Here is a 25,113-nt window from a genome sequence, read left to right as displayed (position 1 = left end):
CAAAAGGTAACGTGATGTGTCCTGAAAATGAAAACGGGCGACCAACGCCGCCCGTTTTTCAGAATGAAGGCAGAACTAGATAGCCCAGCCGCCGGCATAAAAAGCGACCAGCGCGACCGCAATGACGACAGTTCCGATATTCAGCTTACGCCATTCGCCGGAAACCAGACGCCCGACGACCAGCGTGGCAAAGCCGATCATAATCCCGGTGACAATGTTACAGGTCAGTACAATAAATACAGCCGTTACCAGCCCCGCCATCGCATCGACGAAATCAGCAAAATCGATTTTCGCCACGTTACTCAGCATCAGCAGACCGACATACATGAGCGCCGGGGCGGTTGCGTAGACGGGAACGAGATAAGAGAGCGGCGAAAGAAACAGGATCAGCAAAAACAGCACGCCCACGGTAATCGCCGTCAGGCCCGTTTTACCACCCGCCGCCGTACCGGCCGCAGACTCGATATACACCGCCGCAGGCGCCGCCCCGACCAGGCCGGAGAAAACGCTACTCAGGGAGTCGGTGGTTAGCGCTTTACCGCCATCGATAATTTGTCCATCTTTGTCCAGCAGATTAGCCTGCCCTGCGACCGCACGGATCGTTCCGGTCGCATCAAACACCGCCGTCATCACCAGCGCCAGTACGCTTGGCAGAACGACAGGGTTTAACGCGCCCATAATATCCAGGCTGCCGATCAGCGAGTTGCCGTTTTCATCGCTCAACGAAGGCATGGCGAAAATGCCGGAAAAATGGACGTTAGGATCGAAGAGCAAACCCACAATAGAAATGCCAATAATGGTCAACAGAATGCCGCCGGGGACTTTCAGCTTTTCCAGACCGAGAATAACAGCCAGCCCCACAAGCGACATAATCACCGGGAAGGTGTCGAAATCGCCCAGCGCGACCGGCAGGCCATCCAGCGGGTTTTTAATGACCAGGCCGACGCCGTTGGCGGCAATCAGCAACAAAAACAGGCCAATACCGATACCGGTTCCGTGGGCCACGCCCTGTGGCAAGTTACGCAAAATCCAGCTACGAATGCCGGTGGCGGAGATAACGGTAAACAGTACGCCCATCAGGAATACGGCGCCAAGCGCGACCGGGACGCTAATATGCTGCCCCAGGACCAGGCTAAACGCGGTAAACGCTGTCAACGAGATAGCGCAACCGATAGCCAGCGGCAGATTCGCCCAAAGCCCCATAACGATAGAGCCGACGCCGGCGACCAGGCAGGTCGCTACAAAGACGGCGGCAGGCGGGAACCCGGCTTTACCCAGCATCCCTGGCACCACGATGACGGAGTAAACCATCGCAAGAAACGTGGTTAAGCCAGCAACGACTTCCTGGCGAACGGTGCTCCCGCGTTGTGAAATTTTAAACCAGGCGTCGAGTGAACCGCCGGTACGCGCTGAAGGCGTAGACATAGAAAACATCCCCTGAGAATTTATTATTCGTCGGTATACGCGGGAGGTAATCCACTAACAGCGCAACGTTATCTCCTTGTGCTACATTTACGACAACCGGGGCGCCGCAAAAAAGCAAACGTTTAGCTCCACGTATACAAAACGGGTGGCAAAAAAAAGCAAACGATTATCCAGCGATCATCAACGCTTTTTCAACTGAACTTTGCCGCTTTTTATGCTTTTCTGCTTAGTATGCTCAATAAATCGCCAGACGGTGCGCAAACGTTATCGTCCCTGCGCAATCCAGCAACAATTTTTCGCATCGCTGTTAGCAAATACGTTGCGCAATCTGCTCACAAAAACGCCATTATCCGCCAGGAATGGTAAACGGACCGCCCTGCTGAATCGCTCGTTGCCAGGCTGGACGCATTTCTACCCGCGCTTTCCATGCGTTGATATGGTCGAGATGAGCGATCCCGCCTCGGGCAAGCAGCGCAAATAGCGGGAAGCTCATCTGGATATCCGCCATACTTAACTGCTCTCCGGCAAACCAGGGGTGATTTGCCAGATGCCCGTCAATAAAGCGCGCATGGGTTTCCAGTTGCGGATTGAGGTACGCTTTTTGCGCGCCCTTACCGATAACGCCGCCCAACGTTCGCAGGCCCAATGGTACCGGCGGTTTACCCAGAGAGGTAAAGAGCAGTCTCATCAATAGCAAGGGCATGAGCGAACCTTCAGCGTAATGTAGCCAGAATCGATAGTGTTGTTTCCCCTGCGCATCCGCAGGTTTAAAGCGTCCGATACTGTCGTAAGTGTCCTGCAAATATTCCAGGATGGCGCCCGATTCCGCAATAACCATACCGTGATCTTCGATAACCGGAGACTTGCCCAGCGGATGCACTTTTTTCAATGCCGGCGGCGCCAGCATGGTCTTTTCACGCTGGTAACGCACAATCCGGTAAGGCAACGCCAGCTCTTCCAGCGCCCAGAGGATGCGCTGCGAACGAGACTGATTTAAATGGTGCACCGTCAGCATGGCTGTCTCCTGTAAGGTATGCCAACTAACTATAGAAAATTATGGCAGTTGCCGTAAAAATTTCGGCTAAAAAATCAGCATTTCGCTGGCGAACAGGGCGTCATCGCTTACACTTACAGTATCAACACAAACCGGAACCTCCACCACGTGCTCGATATGAGGGGTGTTGACGTCGGGGGAAACCCTCCTGTAATCAGCGGGATAGAGCGAAAGACAAAGACCGGAAACAAACTAAAGCGCCCTTAGCGGCGCTTTAGTTTTAGGTGAACTCAGCCCGATGGCCGAGTGCATGTTAATCATCTTCAAGTAGCCGGGCGCCCGTCCCGTGTTCGCCAAGCCTGTCGCCTGGATTTCGCAGCGGACAGTCGCTACGCGATAAACAGCCGCAGCCGATACAACCGTCCAGCTCATCGCGCAACGCCACCAGCGTATGAATACGTCGGTCTAACTCTTCGCGCCACTGCGAGGAGAGCTGCTTCCACTCTTTCGCGCTTAACGTATGTCCTTCCGGCAAGATACCAAACGCGTCGCCGATAGTTGCCAGCGGGATGCCGATACGCTGGGCGATCTTGATAATCGCGACATAACGCAACACGTCACGCTTGTATCGCCGTTGGTTACCGCTATTACGGATACTGGTAATTAGCCCTTTGCTTTCATAGAAGTGCAGGGCGGACACAGCAACACCGCTACGTTTCGCAACTTCCCCCGGCGTCAGTAAGGCTTTTAAACGGGGAGATTTTTTTTCCATAAATCGCTTTACCTCAAGTTAACTTGAGGAATTATACTCGCCCGCAGACAAAACGACGAATCGAATACTGTTTAAGAGGCAACAATATGTCGCATCAGCAGATAATTCAGACCCTTATCGAATGGATTGATGAACATATCGACCAACCGCTAAACATTGATGTGGTGGCAAAAAAATCGGGCTACTCCAAGTGGTATTTGCAGCGGATGTTTCGTACGGTAACGCATCAAACATTAGGCGAGTATATTCGCCAGCGCCGTCTCCTGTTGGCGGCCGTTGAGCTACGAACGACCGAGCGCCCGATTTTTGATATCGCGATGGACCTGGGCTATGTATCGCAGCAAACCTTCTCGCGTGTATTCCGCCGCGAGTTCGATCGCACTCCCAGCGATTACCGTCACCGCCTGTAGGGCGTCTGTCCGCGTATCGTCAGAGGCGCGGGCGTTTGTTGTAGCCAGGAGATGAATTCCTGCGGTGGTAACGCCTTCGCAAAGTGCCATCCCTGACAATACTGAACGCCGCGTTTTAGCAACCAGCTAACCTGTTCAGCCGTTTCAACCCCCTCCGCAATGATTTTTAGCCGCAAACTTTGCGCCATTTCAATAATATGTTCCACAATCAAATGGCTGGCGCTATTAGTGGTTAGCGTGTCGACAAAAGATTTATCAATTTTTAAAAGGTCGACATTTAATGAGTACAGGTTATGCAAGTTCGAATAGCCGGTACCAAAGTCATCAATTGCCACCTCGTATCCCGCCTGGCGAAACGCCTGAATAATCGGCGTCATTTTAGGCACATCAATAAATCCGCGCTCGGTCACTTCAACCTTTATCTGTTGCGCAAGCACTGAATGCTGACGCGTTTTTTCATGAATCATCACAATTAGTCGGGAAGAGAGAAAATCGGCGGCAGAGAGATTGATAGAGACATAAAGATGCGGGTGCGCGGCCAGAAAACCACCTAAATCATTAAATACCTCTTCGACGACATAATCGGTGATCTGCTCAATCATCCCCTCTTTTTCCGCCAGCGGAATAAATTCGCACGGGCTCATCACCGGACCGTGATAGCCCGGCCAACGCAATAGCGCTTCGGCACCTACACATGTCCCGTTTCGGATATCAATGATCGGCTGATAATGAAGGCAAAGCTGGTGCCTGGTAATGGCCCGTTGCAGCAATCGACGCGGTGAGTAATATGCCTGCCGGGATCGTGACCACATAAATAAGACGATAATGCTACAGATGATCCCTAACGGTAGCGTTAACGTAAGCTGATGAAAGAGGTTCTGGTAAAAGCGTTGCTTTGAGGTTGACACAATCGCGGCAACCGGTCGTTTTGCTGATTTAACCAGAGCATAAAAACGCTCACCCTGTTGGAACACAGGTTCACTCCGTCGTACCAAAGGTAATAGGTGATCAGCCTGCGCCTGTTCACTCAGAGAGAAAAAGGTGTTGGTCACCGTATCATACATTCCCCAGGCCAACGCCGGATCGTCTGACATCACCTCGCTATAAGATAAGGGATTGATAACCGCGACATAGTTTCCCCGCTGCATATATGTCATTTTATAACCGTTGAAAAAAGGCGTATCACGATAGTAATAAATAGCGATGTCAGGCTTTCGTTTATAGTCAGCGCGGGGAATAAAATAAGGACTTGTTGGCGTCATAACCGTAGAGCATAGAAAACGCTGGCCCTTAGCATAAATCAACTCATTAATGTACAAACGACCGCGGATAATATTCAGCATTCGCTGTTGATGGGCTGGCGTACAGGCTTGCCCCTGATATTGTTCAGCAGCATCGCGGGCTAAATCTGCTTGTAGGATAACCCGCTCCGTTTTATCTAATACCAACTGCGCAAATGAATGTAACTGATTTCTGGTTTCAGAGACTGCCCGGATATGAGCAAACCAGATCGCCAGCAATACAGGAAGTAACACCACAATGATCGTTCCGAGAAATCTCAACACCTTGCGTTGTGTGCTTTGACTCATTTTCAGCCTATTTCCCTGCATTATTTGTGACTATTGTTGGCAAAATAAGACGTGAACCAAACGGAGGTTTACGGTGCATGAATATATCAATATTAGCAACAGACTTTTACCGATCAACATTTACCATTAATAACTACGCGCAATCTCTCTCGCATACCAGGCAGGACGCTAAATATTTTTGATAACATCAGATTTATACCTAAGTAAACGATGGGGTATACATCTTTACTCCTTTCTTTTGATAAATAACTTGATATTTTTATCAGGTCTGAATTTCACGAAAAAAAAATAAAAGAGTAGTAATAATACATCTTTGCTTTCCGGCTGTTTCTCTACGGACGCGCAGAAGTCACACAAAAAATAAGGGTATAAAACGCACAAAAAATACATTGCCGATCTGGCGAATAAGTCTGTTTTTGTGATATAGTTCACAAAAACAATGAAACAGAAACAATGTTTCATTCGATGTTGATGTGACGTCCGTTGATAGCCAGAATGTCCCACGTTTCCCGGGAACAACGCCGTGCTGTCCTGGACAAAGGTCTATTCAGAGGAAATGTTTCATGGCTGCCATAACCACTGGTGTCGTTCTTCTCCGCTGGCAACTGTTGAGCGCCGTGCTCATGTTTTTAGCCAGCACGCTCAATATCCGTTTCCGTAAATCAGATTATATTGGTCTGGCGGTGATCAGTAGCGGTCTGGGCGTGGTATCCGCCTGCTGGTTTGCCACCGGTTTACTCGGTATTACCATGATGGATCTCGCTGCGATCTGGCATAACATTGAAGCCGTAATGGTCGAAACGATGAGCCAGACCCCGCCAGAATGGCCGATGGTGCTGACCTGATACGCTATCGCTGCCGATGAAGCCGCCCACCGGTTATCTCAACGCGGAATCGCGCGCCAGGGGTAGCCTTGCGCACAATTACGTCCCTCGCATAGCCGTTGATGAGGGCCGCCAGGTGTGGTTATCCAAAAATGGCAAGCGGAATAGCCCTAACAGAATCGAGCGAAGCTTATTGAAGACGTTGCCGACTCGTTAAATGACAAAAAGACCCGTTTGTGCAACGGGTCTTTTTTATTAAGTAGTACCGCCTGATAACAGCGACAAGCGCTGCTTATTTTACGTTAATAATTTATCCGGAGAACAATCACGGATTATTTTTCCACCTTTCATTACCAGGACCCGGTCAAAATACTTTATCAGGTATCGACGATGCGTCACCATGATCAACGTTTTCCCATGAATAAACTCATCTAAGTTATCAAAAATTTGCTTCTCGGTATTTTCATCCAGATTTGATGTTGGTTCATCCCATAAAAAGACGCTGGCGTTACTGCTCAGACTACGTGCTAATAATAACTGCTGTTGCTGTCCGGATGACAGGTTTTTAGCCATAAAATTCACCGGAAACTTCAGCCCCATAGGATGTTGCAAGATAAAACCACAGTTCGCCAGATGGAGCGCCTTGAGTACCCGGCCCCTGTCGTTTTGCGGTTTTAACGCGAAATTACTTTCAATGGTTCCGGTGAATAAAACATCATGTGTCGTCACCACGCTTAAATGCTGAGAAAAAAAGTTCTGCGATAAATGCCCTAAGTTATATCCATCATATAAGATGGCGCCGTCTGTTGGCGAAAGGTAGCCAGATAGCATTCCCAGTAATGAGCTTTTTCCTGCACCGCATTCGCCTATCACTGCGACACGCTGCCCCGCAGGTATGTCTATAGACAGTCGGTTAATAATCATCGGAGATTGAGCGTCATACTGATAACTCACACCCCGAATAGAGATATCGCCATTGCACTTTGATATAGACTGTAATGCCGGTGTTTTTTCTGCCTGATCTTCATCAAAAAAAGAAAGCAGATCCTTACCGGTTTTTTCTGCTGATAAAATAGAGATTAATGTAGAAGAAAAATTCGAAATGATCCCGGAAATACGACCAGAGACAATGACAGATGAAACAATTGCGCCAGTAGTAACATCACCCTTGATTACCATAAAAAAGGCTATTACCATAATAGTTATTTGGGTAATAGATGACATACTCCCCAATATAGATTGATAGATAAGATTTAATTTCCTTATCTTCAGGTTAAGATACGACTGTTCATTTGATGTGTTGACCCAATCAAAAAGTAAACCTTGATTATTTAAGGTATGGATCATTTTAATAGATAAGAAAACCTCTGAGATGAAGATATTCCTGTTCTTCTGTCCTTCTTTTTGTTTGTTCATTAACTCATTAGTATAATGGTGGTTAACGAGGGAAATAATAATAGAGAAGATAAACATGGTAACAGGGACAATAACGACCAGACCTAAATTTACATATATAACAATGAGAAATATAATAAATATTGGAATATCGGCTATACGTTGAAAGATCGAGTTTAATAAAACGGGTTTAATTTTCTGAAACTCATTCCATAGCACAAATGCTGATGACATGGATCTGCCATTTTTCTTTTTACTATAAAGGACCGCTTCAAGAAATGCGATATCAATATCGACGTCATCCTGCCTTGCTGTGATAGACTGATAAATATCTTTCGAAGTACGAAGAATAAACTCAAAAACAATAAATACAGCAACAATTATAGCCACGCCAAATAAAGATGAAACCGAAGCACTTGGAACAAGCTTATCATAGAATAGATTACTAAATACTGGGATAGTTAACGCAAAAATTGCCATAAAAAGAGATGAAAAGAAGTATTTAGTATAAAAAATCTTGTTCATCGATAAAGAGTTTTTTATGATATTTTTTACTCTTATACTATCAACAACTTTATTTAAAGGTAGTATACTAAATGCAGATAACTCTTTTAAATATTCATCTTCAATTTCAACATAACAGAGTTCACCGCGCGCGTTTACCAACTTTATTTTTTGCCCGCCACTCACACACACCATCCACTTCATTTCTGGTGTTAATAGTAAAATCGGCATAGGCTCATTTAGTAAATCCTCACCATTATTAAATAATATATCCTGTAGAGAAAGCCCTAACGACAAAAAGAAATTCTTCATTTGTATAGAGTCGTCAGTGTTATTTCTGTCGTACTTTTTAAATCTTAAATTTATATCATCCTCTTTGATGTCAATTTTTATGTTGAATTTTTTAGACACTATAGATAATGCCGTTTCCGCACTTAAATAATAAGGTTCTAGTTTTTTATCCATAAGTAAACCCCCTCACCCAAAGGTGAGGGGTCTCCGTTATTATGCGTGTTCTTCTTGATTATCTACAGGTAACGTAACTTCATTAACGGCGAAAACTTCAATAGCGCCGTTATTGTTGTGCCCTACAGAACTCGTTGAAGGGGAATCATTAATATCATCCTCGGTCTTTCCTCTTGCATTCATTGCGTTCACAATATCCGCCGAGGAGTGATCGACTGAGAATGTTTTCTCCTTAATCAGGAAATCATCGTCCTTATCAAGGAATTTCACGTCCATAGTATATTCACCATCTTCCAAAGATAGCGGAACTTCGAATATTGCTTTCTGGTTAGTTATCGGCAGAGTAAACTCTTCTCCTTCAAACATAACACTGACATTAACAATATTCTCAGGTACTGATATTTCAAAAGAAGGTGTCTGACTAATTGAACGATCTATTTCATCCCCAGAGTCAGCGTTTAACAATGTAATACTATAGGCTGTCTCCTTCACCACGCTTTCTTCCGCCGCAGACGGCACTGTACGAAGATGCGTAGCGCTTTCGGCATTCACTGTTTCAGACTCCGGTGGAGTAACCGCTGTTGGCGTGGCGTCATCGCTCGCATCGTCATGCTGGCTATCCGCTGTTACCGTCACCGTTGAGTCAACCGTCACCTCCAGCGAAGCAGATTGCAGTGAGTTCCCCGCGCGATCCACCACCGTCACGCTCAGCGTGTAGGTACCATCATTCCAGGCGGCTGGCGGCGTGAAGGTCCAGCCATCCGCGCCTTGCGTCGCCTGATAGATGTCTGTCACGCCATTATGCGTCACGTTTACGGTCACCCCGGTCACGTCAGCATCAATATGCTGCAGCGTGAACTTAGGCTGGGTGTGATTGTGATTCGTCACGTTATCGCTGTCTGAAGCGCCATTGCCTTCACCTGCTGCCAGCGCAATCTCCGGCACGGTCAGCGTACTGTCGATCGTAACGGTAATGGGTAACGAGTTTTTCTGATTACCCGCGGCATCGCTTGCGATTACCGATATCGTATAGGAACCATCAGCTAACGGTGTACCTGGCGTAAAGAACCAAACGCCATCGGCATTTTTTTCAGCATTATATACGGTCCCATTGATATCGACCTGAACGACCACAACATCGCTTTCCAGATTCCCGATAATAAAGGTAGGCTGATTATCTCGCGTAATATTATCGCCCACCGTACCACTGTCTGAGTCTGGAGATAATGAAATAACGGGAGTCTCTTTCATGATATCGAGAGGGACATCATCACTCCGGTTACCAATCGCATCCACACTCGTAATGGTAAACTTCCCTTCCGATGGATACGGGATCGCCATACTCCATTTACCATTATCAGGAACGGTTAACGTATAAGTATTCCCATTACTATCGGTTATTATTAGCTGAGATTTGGCTTCCGCCGTCCCCTGCATAATAATTAGATCGTTGACAATATCTGAATAAGTTACGACCGGAGCGTTTGGCGGCGTTCGATCAATAAATATTTCATGTACCTCTTCCTTACGGTTGCCTGCGTTATCCTCAATACTCAAAGTGATATCGTATTTCCCTTCCGGAAGTTGATCGGTCGATAACTCCCACTGCCCATTAGCCGCAACGACAGCGGTTGCCAGCGTGACCCCTGCCACGATTAATGATACCGTAGCGCCAATTTCCCCCATACCTCTCATGGTAATAGTGGAGCTATTACTCCACCAGTCCGTTTTCGATGATGATTTATTGTCATCAAGCTCGCTGGTAAATACCTGGATATGCGTATCGACCCAAATGGAATACTTTTCCTGATTTACGTTACCAGCACGGTCCGTAGATTTAACAGTGATATCCAGCTGGCCTTCTGTGAAATAAAGCGGGTTCACCGGCATCTGCCAGTGGCCTTTGTCATTAACCCAAACTTCCCCCACATTTAAGCCATTAATGATGATTTCTATTTTGCTATTGGGCTCGGCACTGCCACTAAACAATAAGTTACGTGTCGTGTCCGTTATATATATTTTGCCATCACTGCCGGTCATCTCTGCTAACGTTTGTCCACCGATAGAATCAATGGCGACAGGCGTCGTATTAAAGGTATCGATAGTAAAGTTTAGCGTTTTCGAGGTAGCCGTGTTGCCTGCTTTATCGGTGATAACATAATAAATGCTATGGGAACCATCGCCCAACGGTGACTCAGGTCGATAAACTTGATTTCTGTCGGTCACCGTGATCGTATCGACTAACACCCCATCAATGAAAATCTGAACACTCTGGTTCATTTCTCCATAAATACTAAACGCAGGCCGGGTTTGACTCGTTATACTATCATTACTGAAAATACCGTTATCAGAACCTGCCATCATAACAGGATTATCGATAAACGTACTGGTATCTATCGTGACGAGTAAGCGAGGCGATTCTGCCGTATTACCTGCCGGGTCTTCGGCAACCACTCGGATAGAATATTCACCATCTTTTAACGCATTATCAAACTGATAGGACCAGGTTCCATCTTCAAGCACAAGAACATTTGCCACGATCTTTTCATCCACATAAATATGGATTGTGGCTCCCGCTTCTGCGGTGCCAACTAACACAGGCTTGTTGTGACTAGTAATCAGATCGTCAAGTGAACCAGAGTTGCTCGCATCTTCAAGGTTGAGCGTTGGGAAGTCGGTTGATGAATCGACATCCACGCTATAATCCTTGCTCACTTCAGTGTTGCCAGCAACGTCAGTAATGCTGAAATGAATATTAAACGTACCATCATCTTGCAGCAGTATCGGCGCGCGCCATGTGCCATCAGCCTCAACCATAACAACGTTGACTAATTTACCATCGACAAAGATGCTGACCTGAGAACCTGCCTCCCCGACACCTGAGACTGACAACGCCCGGTTATTAGAGAGGGCCGGTAATGAATCTTCATCAATGTCAAAGACAGCAATTTGAGAATCGATTGTCACGGTTGTAATCGCAGACTCAACCCGGTTACCAGCAGTATCCGTAGCAACAAATTGCACCTGATACTCGCCGTCGGCGCTATTTGCCGGCATGGTATAGCTAATATTACCTGACGAACTCGCCTCTACTGTGCCTTGTAACACACCATTAATATAAACCTGTACCGTCGCGCCGGGATCGGTCATGGCAACCAGTACCGGAGACTTATTATTGGTAATCAGATCATATTTATCACCGCTATTAGTATCCCGACTTAATGAAATATCGCTGATTTCAATCTGCGTATCATGTTCTATCAGGATATCTTTTTGTTGGCTGTTGCCCGCTTTATCTTCCGATACCACGACAAAGGCATTACTACCTTCACGCAGATCTAATTCTGCGCTCCATCGACCATCATTGCCTACCACCAGGGTAGCAATAACCACCCCCTGCGGATTCCTGATGGTTAAAGTACTTCCGGCTTCGGCAGTACCATCGATGGTGACATGAGATTTATTGGTGATCCAGTCGCCAACTTTGCCACTGTCATCAGCTTCGCGTAATACCACGGTTAACGGCGAAATTACCGTATCCAGTATCACATTCTGCGGACCAAACTCTCTGATATTGCCGGCAACATCTTCAACTTTAAACGTTAATACATAATTACCGTCATTACCCAAAGCAGGTAATACTACGCCCCAGTGTCCTGCGCCTGTCGTATAAGCAATCGCTTTTTCAACGCCATTCACAAAGATAGTGATTTTGCTGTTTGGCTCACTGGTGCCGCCAATCTCCGGCGTCACCGTATTGATATATCCGCCCTCATGCATTCCAGATATATTCCATACCAGTTCAGCAACCTCGGTATCGATAGTGACATCAACGGCGGTGGAACGCAGTTCGCTATTATCGCGAGGGTTGACGATACCCACCTGGACGACATAATGGCCATCTTTCATTTCCGATAACTGGAAAGTATATCGACCCGCTGTATCCGCTGTCGCCTCGCCGACCTTCACGCCATCCACATAAATACTCACAATCGCATTAGGTAACGTGTTCCCAACCAGGGTCGGCGTTTTATTATTCGTGGTAAAGTCTCCTAAGGCACCACTATCGCTCTCCTCGCTGAGCTTTATGGTTGGAGGCGTGACATCAATAACAGGTATTACGACAGGAAAGTCGACCTGCGACGATTCATTACCCGCTTTATCTTTGGCAACAATGCTCACAACATAGGAGCCTGGCGCTAATACTGATGGCGGCGTCCAACTCCATTCGCCATTCGCATTGGCGTTTGCCGAGCCGACCACTTTCCCATCCCACTGAATCATAATCGTCGAGAACGCTTCGGCTAGCCCTTTGAACTCAGGACGCAGGCTGGTTGCTTCATACTGATCATCAATAGATGGATCCGAAAGGCGAATGGTAGGATCGATCGTAACCGTATCGATAGTGAATCTTTCCTGCGTTTGCGCAGTATTTCCCGCGACATCTGTTGCGACGACGTTGATGGTATACATGCCATCCGGCAGTATATTCGGCGTCACACTCCAGTTGCCATCGGCGCCAACCGTAATCGTGTGTTTTAGAACCTCCCGACCTGACTTATCATCAACAATGGTAATCACCAGTTTCGCATTGGGCTCTGCAGTACCTTCGAATTTGGGATTTTGCTTATTCGTAAGGTTATCGCTATTGGAGCTGCCGGTATCAGATGCTGGCTCCATTCTGACACTGACGCTTGTCGTGGTATCAATGGTAAAGGGCAGCTTAGTTTCAGAAGTATTTCCGGCAATATCTCTGAAGACAACAACGGCTTCATATACGCCATCGTTTAACGCAACGGGAACCTGAAATTCCCAGAGGTTATTGCCATTTGCCGTAACCGGATAAGAAACGCCGTTAATTCTGATTACAACAGTATCAATATCGGCGGGTACATTGCCAATAACGAAACGTGGTTTAGTGACACTCGTAATATTATCAACAGCGCTTTCGCCAGTATCATCCGCATCCAGCAAATCAATACTGGGATCAGAAACAATAGTGTCTATTGTGAATGATACCTCTTTGCTAATTTTATTACCTGCGATATCTTCAGCCACTATTTCTATTTTGTAAGTTCCATCCACTAACGGTGTATCAGGGGTAAACAGCCATTTATTACCTGCCCCCTGAGTCAGTGTGCTGGATTTCCCGTTTAAAATTACCGTCACGCTCTGCAGCGGTTCTCTGGCTGAAATTTCAAAACGTGGAGAGGTAATATTCGTAATACCATCCGTAGAATCCTTTCCGGCGTCATCCAGCATCACGACGCTCAGGCCGTCAATCTGCGTATCCACGGTGAAGCCCAGCGTGGAATTTGCCGTATTTCCTGCCCGATCCGTCGCCTGGACATGGAGAGTATAATGACCATCAGGCAATGCGCTACCTGCAGTAAATTCCCACTGCCCGGCCGCATTTTTACTGATAGGCGTCCAGTTTACGCCATCGAAAGAAACCAGCACCGATGTCACATCATCAGGCGTTGCAATTTCAAAAGAGGGACGGGTAGCATTGGTGACATTATCGTGATCGTTGACGCCGCTATCTGTTGTTAACGTAACACTGTCAATCTGAACCTGCGTGTCGATTTCAATCTGCAGTTCGGCCGATGTTTTGGTATTACCAGCAATATCCGTTACGGTAACAGAGATCGTATGCTGACCGTCAGACAGCGGTTGATCCGGCGTAAAGGTTAAATTCCCCCCTGTGTTTTCAATGGTGTAATCCCGACCATCAATATGAACCACAATGTGTGATACATCATTATCGACATTACCGATAATAAACACCGGTTTGTTAATCCTGGTAAGATTATCATTAGTATCATCACCAGTATCATGGGTGGGATCGAGTACAATTGTCGGCTCTCGCAGAGTCGTATCAATCGTAAACTGCAGCGTTTCTTGCGCAACGTTGCCAGCGATATCAGTCACATCAACCAAGAGAGTGTGTTTCCCATCAGGTAATGCCGAACCGACATTAAATATCCAGCGGCCATCCCCTCCTTTTGTGAGTTCAATCCAATTAGCGGCGTTATCGATTTTAACGCGCACATGGGTAATATCATCAGCGGTAACAATACTAAACTGCGGCTTGTCGACTTTGGTAATGTTATCTACATCGCTATCACCGCTATCTGTAACCAACGTGACGCTTTCAATTTCAGCCGTCGTATCTATCACAACAGGTAATGGTTTCGATGTCGCGGTATTTCCGGCCTTATCTTCAACCGTAACGGTAATATTATAAGAACCATCCGGAATGGCATTGCCTGGTGTAAATTGCCAACCAGCCCCAACCTTAGTCGCGTTATAATCATGACCATCAATCGTCACCACGACTTTAATAACATCGGGGTCAACATTACCAATCGTAAAGGTGGGTCGTGAAATATTAGTGATATTATCGGCTGTATTCGCTCCGGTATCTTGTCCTGCGTCTAAAGCAATAGTCGGAACCTGTATATTAGTATCGATATTAAATACTAAATCTTTATTCGCAATATTACCTGCCTCATCCGTGGCCTCTACGCGAAGGGTATATGTGCCGTCAACCAGAGTATTCGGACTGTCAAAAATCCACTGTCCGTCGGCATTTTTGCGTATCACATTCCAGTTAGCGCCACCATCCAGGGTTACGCGTACCTGGATGACATCACCGGGAACGTCAATTCTGAATGACGGTTTGGCAACATTCGTTAATTGATCATTCTGCACGCCAGTATCATTAAGCAATACGATATTGTTAATGGTTGTCGTGGTATCAATACGCACCTCTAACGGCGCAGATTCTTTTACATTCCCCGCCAGATCTTCCACCACAACGGCTAACTGATATGAGCCATCAGCCCAGCTCGCAGAAGGCGTAAAGCGCCATTGACCATTGGTGAATACCGCCGCTTCCTCGTGCGTTTTACCGTTGTAAGTTACTTTGACCATCACGCGCGTAACGTCAGAATCAACCTGGCGTATGTCGAACACAGGCCGATCGTGATTGGTGAGGCGATCGCCAACAGTACCGCTATCTTCGCCAGCTGCCAGTTCAATCACCGGCGTAGTCAACGTACCGTCTATCGTCACCTTTAAAGGCGCTGATGTTTGCTGGTTGCCTGCCACATCTGTTACCGTCACGGTGAATGTGTAGCTACCGTCCGCCAAAGCAGAATCCGGTCGATAGCGCCAGCCGTCGGCTGATTCGGTGAGTACCACCGTTTTAAACGTGCCGTTATGCTCAATACTCAATTCCACGTGTCGAACATCTTTATCGATACTCCCCAACACAAATACCGGCTGAGTGACACTGGTCAGATTATCGTTCTTATTCTGTCCGGTATCCTGATCGGGCGCTAGCTCAATGGTTGGCGTCAACAACGTGATGTCGATAGTGAAATCGAGCGTCCCCGTCATCTTATTACCCGCACCGTCAGTCACTTCCACGATCAGGGTATGCTGTCCCTCTGGCATATCCGTCGGCCAGGTGTAATCCCAAATGCCAGCCGTCGAACTCTTGATTGCAGTAACCCAGGTCGTGCCGCCGTCAATACTCAGAAGAACCTTTTCCACATCATCCGGTACCGAGATCTGGAACTGCGGACGCACATGTTTTGTGATATTATCGCCAGGGACGCCGCTATCGTTGACTAATTCAATATGATCAATGGCTATTTGCGTATCCACTGTCACCGTCAGCGGCGTAGACGGACGCGTATTTCCCGCCCGATCCTCCACTGTCACCGTCAGCGTATAATCACCGTCGCCCCACGGTGCTGGCGGTGTAAAGCTCCATCCTCCAGCCCCCTGTGTCGCAGTAAACGAGGTTGTCGTTCCATTATGCGTGACGCTGACTGTAACGTTGATAACATCCGAATCGATATTCTGCAGAATAAAGGTCGGTCGGGTGCGATTGGTCATATCATCGCCAGGCGTACCGGTATCATCCGTGCTATCCAGCGCAATGGTCGGCGTCGACAACCGGGTGTCGATGAAAAATTCAAGCGTTTGCGTCGCCGTATTGCCCGCTCTGTCGGTGACCATGACGGTTAGGGTGTGTTTTCCATCGCCCATATCCGTTGGCCAGGTATAGCCCCAGACGCCTTCGATACCCTGCGCCGCGCTCACCCAGTTTGCGCCGCCATCAATGCTCAGTTGCACAGAATTCACATCCGCCGGCACCGTGATCTCAAACTGCGGACGGGTGCTGTTAGTTAGATTGTCATCCGGCACGCCATGATCATTGACCAATGTAATATCAGTAATGCTGGTTTGCGTATCTACCGTCACTATCAGCGGCGTGGACTGACGAACGTTTCCTGCGTTATCCGTTACCTCTACCGTCAGTGTATAGCTACCGTCCGCCCAGTCAGCATCTGGCGTAAAGCGCCACTGTCCTCCAACCTGGGTTAGTGTCACTTCCTGGCTATTGCCGCCCTGTGTGATCCGCAAAATGACCGATTGCGCATCGGAGTCAATATTGCCAATGGTAAAGCCCGGTCTTTTGACGCTCGTAATATGATCGCCAATGGCACCTGTATCGTCCCTGCTATCCATAGTGATGGTAGGCGTTGACAGCCGGGTATCAATGGTAAAATCGAGCGTCTGCGTCGTCTTATTTCCCGCCTTATCGGTCGCTTCTACCGTCAGGGTATGTAGCCCGTCGGTCACATCTTTCGGCCAGGTGTAATCCCAGATCCCTGCCGTGCCCTGTGTTGCACGAACCCACGTATTACCGCCGTCGATACTCAGACGTACCTCGTTGACATCCCCTGGCACCGTGACACGGAAGTGTGGACGAACGTCATTGGTCAGGTTGTCGCCGGGAATACCGTTATCATTAACCAGTTCAATAACATCGATGGTGATTTGGGTATCAACCGTGACCGTCAGCGGCGCCGAGTATTTTACGTTACCCGCTTCATCCTCCACCCTCACCGTCAGCGTATAGTCGCCATCTGCCCATGTGCCGGTCGGTGTCACGCTCCAGATGCCGGTCGCGCCTTTGGTGGCCGTCAGCACTTCTTTCGTGCCGCCATGCTGCACCTCAACCGTGACATACCGCGCGTCTGCGTCAATATTGCCCAGTAAAAACGTCGGCTTATTCGCGTTGGTCAGGTTATCGCCTTTTATTCCGCTATCGTCCGTGTTGTCCAGCACGATAGTCGGTTCTGACAGTAGGGTATCGATGATGAAGTCCAGTTTCTGCGTCGTCTGGTTTCCCGCCTTGTCGGTCGCCTCCACTGTCAGGGTATGCTTCCCCTCTCCCACATCAGCCAGCCAGGTATAATCCCAGACGCCCGGCGTCGCGCTCTGGGTAGCGTTGAACCATGTCTTGCCGCCGTCAATGCTCAGGCGCACCTCGTTAACATCCGTCGGTACCTTCACCTGGAACTGCGGACGCACGTTATTAGTCAGATTATCGTCGGGAATACCGCTGTCATTGACCAGTTCAATGTTATTAATGGCGATTTGCGTGTCCACCGTCACCGTCAGCGATGCCGAATGGCTGGTGTTCCCCGCTTTATCTTCGACTGACACACTCAGGGTATAATCGCCCGCCCCCCATGATGTCGGCGGCGTAAAGGTCCATCCGCCTACACCTTTCGTGGCGTCAAATGTGGTGGTGACGCCGCCATGCTCCACGCTGACCGTAACGCGAACGGCATCATCATCAATATGTTGCAGGTTAAATGTCGGCTGGGTGCGATTGGTCATGTTATCGCCCTGGATGCCGGTGTCGTCCGCGCTATCCAGTACGATGACCGGCGTCGACAGCGCGGTATCAATAGTGAAGTGGAGTGTCTCCGTCACCGTATTACCCGCATTGTCAGTCGCTTTCACATTCAGCGTATAGTCGCCATCCGGCACGGTGCCCGGCCAGGTATAATTCCAGACGCCCGGCGTCGCGCTCTGTGTCGCCTTAACCCAGGTCACGCCACCGTCAATGCTCAGACTGACTTCGTTAATGTCCCCCGGTACCGTCACGCGGAACTGCGGATGGGCGTCGTTAGTCATATTGTCGCCGGGAATACCGTTATCATTAACCAGTTCAATAGCATCAATGGTGATTTGGGTATCAACCGTGACCGTCAGCGACGCTGAGTGTTTTTCGTTCCCCGCCTCATCTTCCACCCTCACCGTCAGCGTATAGTCGCCATCTGCCCATGTGCCGGTCGGTGTCACGCTCCAGTTGCCGGTCGCGTCTTTGGTGGCCGTCAGCACTTCTTTCGTGCCGCCATGCTGCACCTCAACCGTGACATACCGCGCGTCTGCGTCAATATTGCCCAGTAAAAACGTCGGCTTATTTACGTTGGTCAGGTTATCGCCTTTTGTTCCGCTGTCGTCCGTGTTGTCCAGCACGATAGTCGGTTCTGACAGTAGGGTATCGATGATGAAGTCCAGTTGCTGCGTCGTTTTGTTTCCCGCCTTGTCGGTCGCCTCCACTGTCAGGGTATGCTTCCCCTCTCCTACATCAGCCAGCCAGGTATAATCCCAGACGCCCGGCGTCGCGCTCTGGGTAGCGTTGAACCACGTCTTGCCGCCGTCAATGCTCAGACGCACCACGTTGACATCCGTCGGTACCGTCACCTGGAAGTGCGGACGCACGTTATTAGTCAGATTATCGTCGGGAATACCGCTGTCATTGACCAGTTCAATATGGTCAATGGCGATTTGCGTATCGATGGTCACCGTCAACGGCGCTGAGTGGCGAATATTACCCGCCTCATCTTTCACCGTTACCGTCAGCGTATAGTCGCCATCAGTCCACGCGCTGCCGGGTACAAAACGCCACTGCCCGTTAGTCTGCGTCAGCTCCACCTCCTCGCTGTGACCATCGCGCATCACCTGCACGACGACCTGAGTCACGTCAGAATCAATACCGCCGATAATAAAACCCGGTGTTTTAACGTTAGTCTTATTATCGTTGGCGGTGCCGCTATCATCTGCGCTATCCAGCGTGATGGTCGGTGTCGACAATGTGGTATCAATGATAAAATTGAGCGTTTCCGTCGCCGTGTTGCCTGCAACATCGGTTGCTTTCACTGTCAGGGTATACGTATTTTCGACCAGATCTGTCGGCCATATATACTCCCAAACGCCGTCGGGCGTCAGCGTTGCGTTAACCCAGTTGATGCCGCCATCAAGACTCAGTTGCACAGAGTTCACGTCCGTCGGTACCGTAATATGAAACTGTGGACGTGCTTCATTGGTCAGGTTATCCCCGACAATACCCGTGTCATTAAGAAGTTCAATGCGATCAATAGACGTTTGCGTATCGATAGTCACCGTCAGCGGCGCAGAATAATTTGTATTACCCGCCTTATCTTCTACCTTTACCGTCAACGTATAGTCGCCATCGGTCCAGGCTGCGCCCGGCGTAAAGCGCCACACACCGCCGTTCTTAATCAACTCTATCTGTTGGTTCTTACCATCATGCGCCACCGTCACCACCACTTTGGTCACGTCGGCGTCGATATTACCGAGGGTAAAGCCTGGCATCTTAACGTTGGTGATGTTATCGCCAGCGGCGCTGTCATCCGCACTGTCCAGGGTAATCGTCGGTTCTGACAGCATGGTATCGATGATGAAGTCCAGTTTCTGCGTCGTTTTGTTTCCCGCCTTGTCGGACGCTTCCACCATCAGGGTGTGAGGGCCGTTAGCCACATTCGTCAGCCAGGTATAATCCCAGACGCCCGACGTCGCGCTCTGCGTGGCGTCAAACCACGTTTTGCCGCCATCAATACTCAGTCTTACACCGTTAACATCCGCCGGTACTGTCACCTGAAAGTGCGGGCGCGCTTCATTGGTCAGATTATCGCCGGGGATACCGCTGTCGTTAACCAGTTCAATACGGTCAATGGCGATATGCGTGTCCACTGTCACCGTCAACGGCGCGGACTGCTTCACATTTCCGGCCCTATCTTCTACCTTCACCGTCAGGATATAGTCGCCGTCCGCCCAGTCGCTGGTCGGCGCAAAGCGCCACTGTCCGCCGGTCTGAACCAGTGGCACCTCCTGTTTAATGCCATTGTGCATTACCTCCACTGTTACCCGGCTGACATCGGTATCAATATTGTTGAGGGTAAAGCCCGGCGTTTTAACATTGGTGATATTATCGCCCGCGATGCCGCTGTCATCTGCGCTGTCCAGCGAGAGGGTCGGCACAGACAGAGTGGTATCGATGGTGAAATCGAGCGTCTGTGTTGTCTTATTTCCCGCCTCATCGGTCGCTTCTACCGTCAGGGTATAGCCTCCGTCGGCCACATCATCCGGCCAGATATAATCCCAGCCGCCCGGCGTCGCGTTCTGGGTAGCGTTGAACCACGTCTTGCCGCCGTCAATGCTCAGGCGCACCACGTTGACATCCGTCGGTACCGTCACCTGGAAGTGCGGACGCACGTTATTAGTCAGATTATCGTCGGGAATACCGCTGTCATTGACCAGTTCAATGTTATTAATGGCGATTTGCGTGTCCACCGTCACCGTCAGCGATGCCGAATGGCTGGTGTTCCCCGCTTTATCTTCGACTGACACACTCAGGGTATAATCGCCCGCCCCCCATGATGTCGGCGGCGTAAAGGTCCATCCGCCTACACCTTTCGTGGCGTCAAATGTGGTGGTGACGCCGCCATGCTCCACGCTGACCGTAACGCGAACGGCATCATCATCAATATGCTGCAGGGCGAATGTCGGCTGGGTGCTATTCGTCATGTTATCGCCCTGGACACCGGTATCGTCCGCGCTATTCAGTACGATGACCGGCACTGACAGCGTGGTATCCACCGCGAAATCGATGGTCTTCGTCACTGTATTGCCTGCTTTATCAGTAGCTTCCACCGTTAGCGTGTATTGACCATCTGCCAGGTCTGTCGGCCAGATATACTCCCAGCTTCCTGCCACGCCCGGAGTTGCCTGAACCCACGAATTACCACCGTCAATACTCAGACGGACTTCATTGACATCCGTCGGTACCGTCACACGAAAGTGGGGACGGTCGTCATTGGTCATATTATCGCCTTTCACGCCGCTATCGTTGACCAGTTCCACCCCATCAATGGCGATTTGGGTATCGATAACGACCGTCAGCGGCGCTGAGTAGTTGGTATTTCCTGCCTTATCTTCTACTTTCACCGTTAACGTGTAGCTGCCATCCGCCCACGTATTCCCTGGTGTAAATAACCAGCTACCATTGAGGTGGGAAAGTTCGATCTCTTCGCTCACGCCATTGTGCATCACCTGTACGACGACCCGATGCGCATCGGCATCAACACCGGAAATAGCAAAACCTGGCTTATTGATGTTGGTCAGGTTATCGCCTGTAACCCCCGTATCATCCTTAGAAAGCAGGGAAATCACCGGCGTTGATACTGTGGTATCGATAGTAAAATCGAATACCGCGCTGTTCGCTTTATTACCCGCAATGTCCTCAACCTTGACATAAACCTGATGCAAGCCTTCCGTTAAATCTGAAGTAAAGGTATAGGCCCATGAACCATCAGGTTGTTGCGTGGCAACACCGATCTGCGTATCAGACGCGGCATCCCATACCTGAACACTGATAATGTCCGGATCAATATCTTTTAGGTGCAAGGTAGGTTTAACGATATTCGTTAAATTATCATCTGAAATTCCCGAATCTGAATCCGGGCTCAATGAAACTATCGGTATTGAAATAGCAGTATCGACGCTAATTAAGAAAGGATCCGAATGGGCAATGTTGCCAGCGATATCTTCAACTGAAGCAGTTATTCTATGATCGCCATCAACCAAACCTTGATCGGCTTTCAGAGTATACTCCCATCTGCCATCTTTATTTGTTCTGACCTCAGCGATCAGCGCACCATCAATATAGAGTTTAACCGTTGAATAGGGTGCAGCGGTTCCTGTCAGTGCAGGATTCTTTTCATTAATAATATGGTCTGTATTATCAACCCCCGTATCGTTGACCAACTCTATTGTTGGTTTTTGCGTTTGCGTTACGATTTGGAAATTATACGCTGATGAGGAGGCAGTATTACCGGCAATATCTTCTACCTTTACCGTTACGTCATGCGAGCCATCGGATAACGCTGTGGTAAATTGAAAATTCCATACACCATCATCGCCAGCAATAGCCTCGCCACTTAACACACCGTCAACATAGATGGAAACCTTAGCATTAGCTTCAGCCATCCCGGTAAACAACGGCGTATTAATTTTAGTAATCATATCGCCTTTAACGCCAGAATCAGCGCTATCATGCAACATAACAGTAGGGATCGGCGTAAAGCTATCAATGGTAAGCTGATAATCTACAGATGACGTTCTTCCTAAAGGATCGATGGATTCAACCGTAATCTTATAAACATTGTCAGACAGATTTCGGGAAATATCAAAATTCCAGTTACCGTCTGCATCCGCAGTCGTCACGCCTATCGTTTTACCATCAATAAGGATATTTACGGTAGCAAACCTATCCGCTGTTCCCAGTAACGTCAGAGCATTATGTTTATTGGTAATCCAGTCGCCTTTTGCACCGGAATCATCACTGGCATCGAGTTCCGCTTTTGGAGGTACAACTTCAGTTTGAATAGTAAAAGAATATTTAACAGTAGAGGATTTATTACCGGCGGCATCCTGAGAAATGATTTCAATATCATAGGCACCCTGAAGAAATTTATTACTAAACTGATAATTCCAGGTCCCGTTTGAGTCAACCTCAATGCTGTCATATAATTTACCATCTCGCATCAATAAGATGGTAGACTTTGGCTCTGCCGTACCGACTAAAGCCGGTAAATCATTCCCTGATAAAATTATACCATTCGGTAAAACAACAAAATCCTCCAAAGAAACTGTCGGAGGTACAGGGGCAACAGTATCGATAACGTAACTAAAGGAAAAATCCTTTTTGTTGCCAGCGACATCTTCAACAGTGAACGTAAGATTGTTAACCCCTTCCACTGAGTCGGAAGTGAAATTGAACGTCCATTCGCCCTTGTCATTCGCTTTAAAAATAACCTCTTCGCCAGTCTCACTATTTATGACACTGATAATAGCATTTGGCTCAGTTTTACCTGTAAAGGTTGGGCGAGTATTGTTAGTAACGTTATCTCCAACAATACCGCTATCATCAGTAGTTTCAATCTCAGCGCTGAAATAGCTGATACGGGTATCAATAGTAAAAGGCAGATTTGCCGTCGCTGAGGTATGCCCGGCAATATCAGTAGCTGTTGCTGTTATATTGTATTCGCCATCCTTGAGCGGCGTAGTAAGCGTATAGCTCCATGTCCCATCTTTAGCAACAATGACCTCACCAAGATGTTTAAGTCCAAGATAAATAGAGACTGTAGAACCGGGTTCCGCCACACCAATAAATGTTGGCAGGGTGCTATTTGTAATGCTGTCATTTTTAATGCCGGAATCACTACTATCATCCAGCTCAATCGTCGGCTTTTCCGGAGCAATGGTGTCGGTTATGATACTATCCGTCGTTTCGTTTTTATTACCTGCTTTATCTACGGCAACGACTTTTATACTATTTTCGCCCTCAGATAATTCATTATCTTTAAATTCATAACTCCAGTTTCCATCTTTATCGACATCAACGCTGGCAACCAGTTTATTATCTACATAAATGTCAACCTTGGCATTCTCTTCCGCCGTACCAACAATTGAAGGCGTCAAGGTCGGCGTTAAGCCCTTATGACCAGACACACTACTTTCAGGCGAAAGTTCAAATGTTGGCTTATCGGTAACGGAATCGATAGTAATGACAAGTTTGGCGCTACCGCTCCCATCAGCAGTCTTGGCCTCTGCCTCCAGATTGTATGTTCCATCAGTCAATGTTTCAGGCGCAGTGAAGGTGAAGTTACCCAAACTATCCGCTACAGCCTGACCGACAGCAATACCATTAATTTTAATAATGACCGTGGCATTGGGAGCAGTGCTACCTACAAACTGAGGTTTGGTAAAATTAGTTATACTATCATCTTTGCTACCGCTGTTACTCTCGGCCGCAAGCGCTAATGTGACTTTAAGCGGCTCTTTAACAGACTCGGCATCGAGCTTATTTTCCTCATTTTTACTGCTATTACTTTTGCCAGTGCTGGTATTTTTATTAATAGGTTGAGGAAGAACTTTTTCAGCATCGTTCTGTTTAGAAGCCTGCGTTGCTTTAGCCTGTGTATTTTGCTGGGAAGCATCGCTTTGCTGAGCCAGATTGTCTTTTGCTACATTGTCAGCCAAAAAGTTCTGCAGCATTTCTTCAATTTGCTTTGACGAGTTCTGTACTTCAAACGCTTCATTGAGCGCTTTTTCTGCAGCCTCCTTAGCTTTCTCAGCTTCTTCCTTCGCCTTATCAGCTTCTTTCTTTGCGTTTTCAGCCTCGTCAAGCTGCTTTTTTAATTCCTCTTCTTCCTTCTTATTTCGTCGTTTGCCATTACCTTTCTTTTCTACCTGAGCAGAATCAACCAATGAGCTGTCAATTCTCTCTAGTTGAATATCTTTTAAATCTACGCTGCCCAGAATTTTAGCGCCGGTAATAGTCTTATCTTTAAATTTAACAGCGAGGTTATTGCCTTTGATACTTGAATAAAGAGCGCCATTGACAATGATCACTGACCCATGCGGCGTCGTAATGTTCATGTCTGGCCCGGAAAGAGAAACTTTTGCGCCTTTGGCATTACCCAAAGAAGATAAATCAATTACAGAATTTTGATCGGCAAAAAACTTTTGTATGCTTTTATTTCCCATAATATTATAT

General features: G+C 48.0%; 8 protein-coding genes. 2 read left to right on the top strand and 6 right to left on the bottom strand.

Features of this window, described 5'->3' with window-relative positions; translation table 11 throughout:
* Positions 1-75: 75 nt before the first annotated feature.
* The 3 genes from ghxP to soxR all read right to left on the bottom strand — a co-directional run bounded on the left by ghxP (position 76) and on the right by soxR (position 3,191).
* Complete coding sequence (ghxP, locus tag NA389_RS04200; protein WP_000106907.1) at positions 76-1,425, bottom strand: guanine/hypoxanthine transporter GhxP; 1,350 nt, start codon at positions 1,423-1,425, stop codon at positions 76-78.
* A gap of 346 nt (positions 1,426-1,771) precedes the next feature.
* On the bottom strand, positions 1,772-2,440 hold the full coding sequence (locus NA389_RS04195) for a glutathione S-transferase family protein (RefSeq protein ID WP_000958582.1): 669 nt from the start codon (positions 2,438-2,440) through the stop codon (positions 1,772-1,774).
* 292 nt (positions 2,441-2,732) lie between these two features.
* Entirely contained in the window at positions 2,733-3,191 is a 459-nt protein-coding gene (gene soxR, locus NA389_RS04190) for a redox-sensitive transcriptional activator SoxR (RefSeq protein ID WP_000412686.1), read from the bottom strand.
* An 86-nt stretch (positions 3,192-3,277) separates the two neighbouring features.
* Between soxR and soxS the strand changes: the two genes are divergently transcribed.
* Positions 3,278-3,601 carry a superoxide response transcriptional regulator SoxS gene (gene soxS, locus NA389_RS04185; protein WP_000019483.1) on the top strand — a complete coding sequence of 108 codons (324 nt, stop codon included), beginning with the start codon at positions 3,278-3,280 and terminating at the stop codon, positions 3,599-3,601.
* Here the strand turns inward: soxS and NA389_RS04180 are convergent.
* Positions 3,589-5,190, bottom strand: coding sequence for an EAL domain-containing protein (locus NA389_RS04180; RefSeq protein ID WP_000083636.1), 1,602 nt, complete (start codon positions 5,188-5,190; stop codon positions 3,589-3,591). The genes soxS and NA389_RS04180 overlap by 13 nt on opposite strands.
* Before the next feature lie 563 nt (positions 5,191-5,753).
* On the opposite strand from NA389_RS04180, the gene NA389_RS04175 reads away from it, so the two are divergent.
* Positions 5,754-6,035, top strand: coding sequence for a YjcB family protein (locus tag NA389_RS04175; protein ID WP_000719058.1), 282 nt, complete (start codon positions 5,754-5,756; stop codon positions 6,033-6,035).
* A 276-nt stretch (positions 6,036-6,311) separates the two neighbouring features.
* Here NA389_RS04175 and siiF read toward each other — a convergent pair whose 3' ends face one another.
* Positions 6,312-8,378, bottom strand: coding sequence for an SPI-4 type I secretion system protein SiiF (siiF, locus tag NA389_RS04170; protein ID WP_079917077.1), 2,067 nt, complete (start codon positions 8,376-8,378; stop codon positions 6,312-6,314).
* Between the two features lie 39 nt (positions 8,379-8,417).
* Positions 8,418-25,103, bottom strand: coding sequence for a non-fimbrial adhesin SiiE (gene siiE, locus NA389_RS04165; protein WP_438795983.1), 16,686 nt, complete (start codon positions 25,101-25,103; stop codon positions 8,418-8,420).
* Positions 25,104-25,113 lie beyond the last annotated feature (10 nt).

The sequence above is a fragment of the Salmonella sp. NW645 genome (assembly GCF_051703725.1).
GTDB classification, from domain to species: Bacteria; Pseudomonadota; Gammaproteobacteria; order Enterobacterales; family Enterobacteriaceae; genus Salmonella; species Salmonella enterica.
The sequence above is the reverse complement of the archived record's forward strand: the minus strand, read 5'-3'. Positions and strand labels throughout refer to the sequence as shown.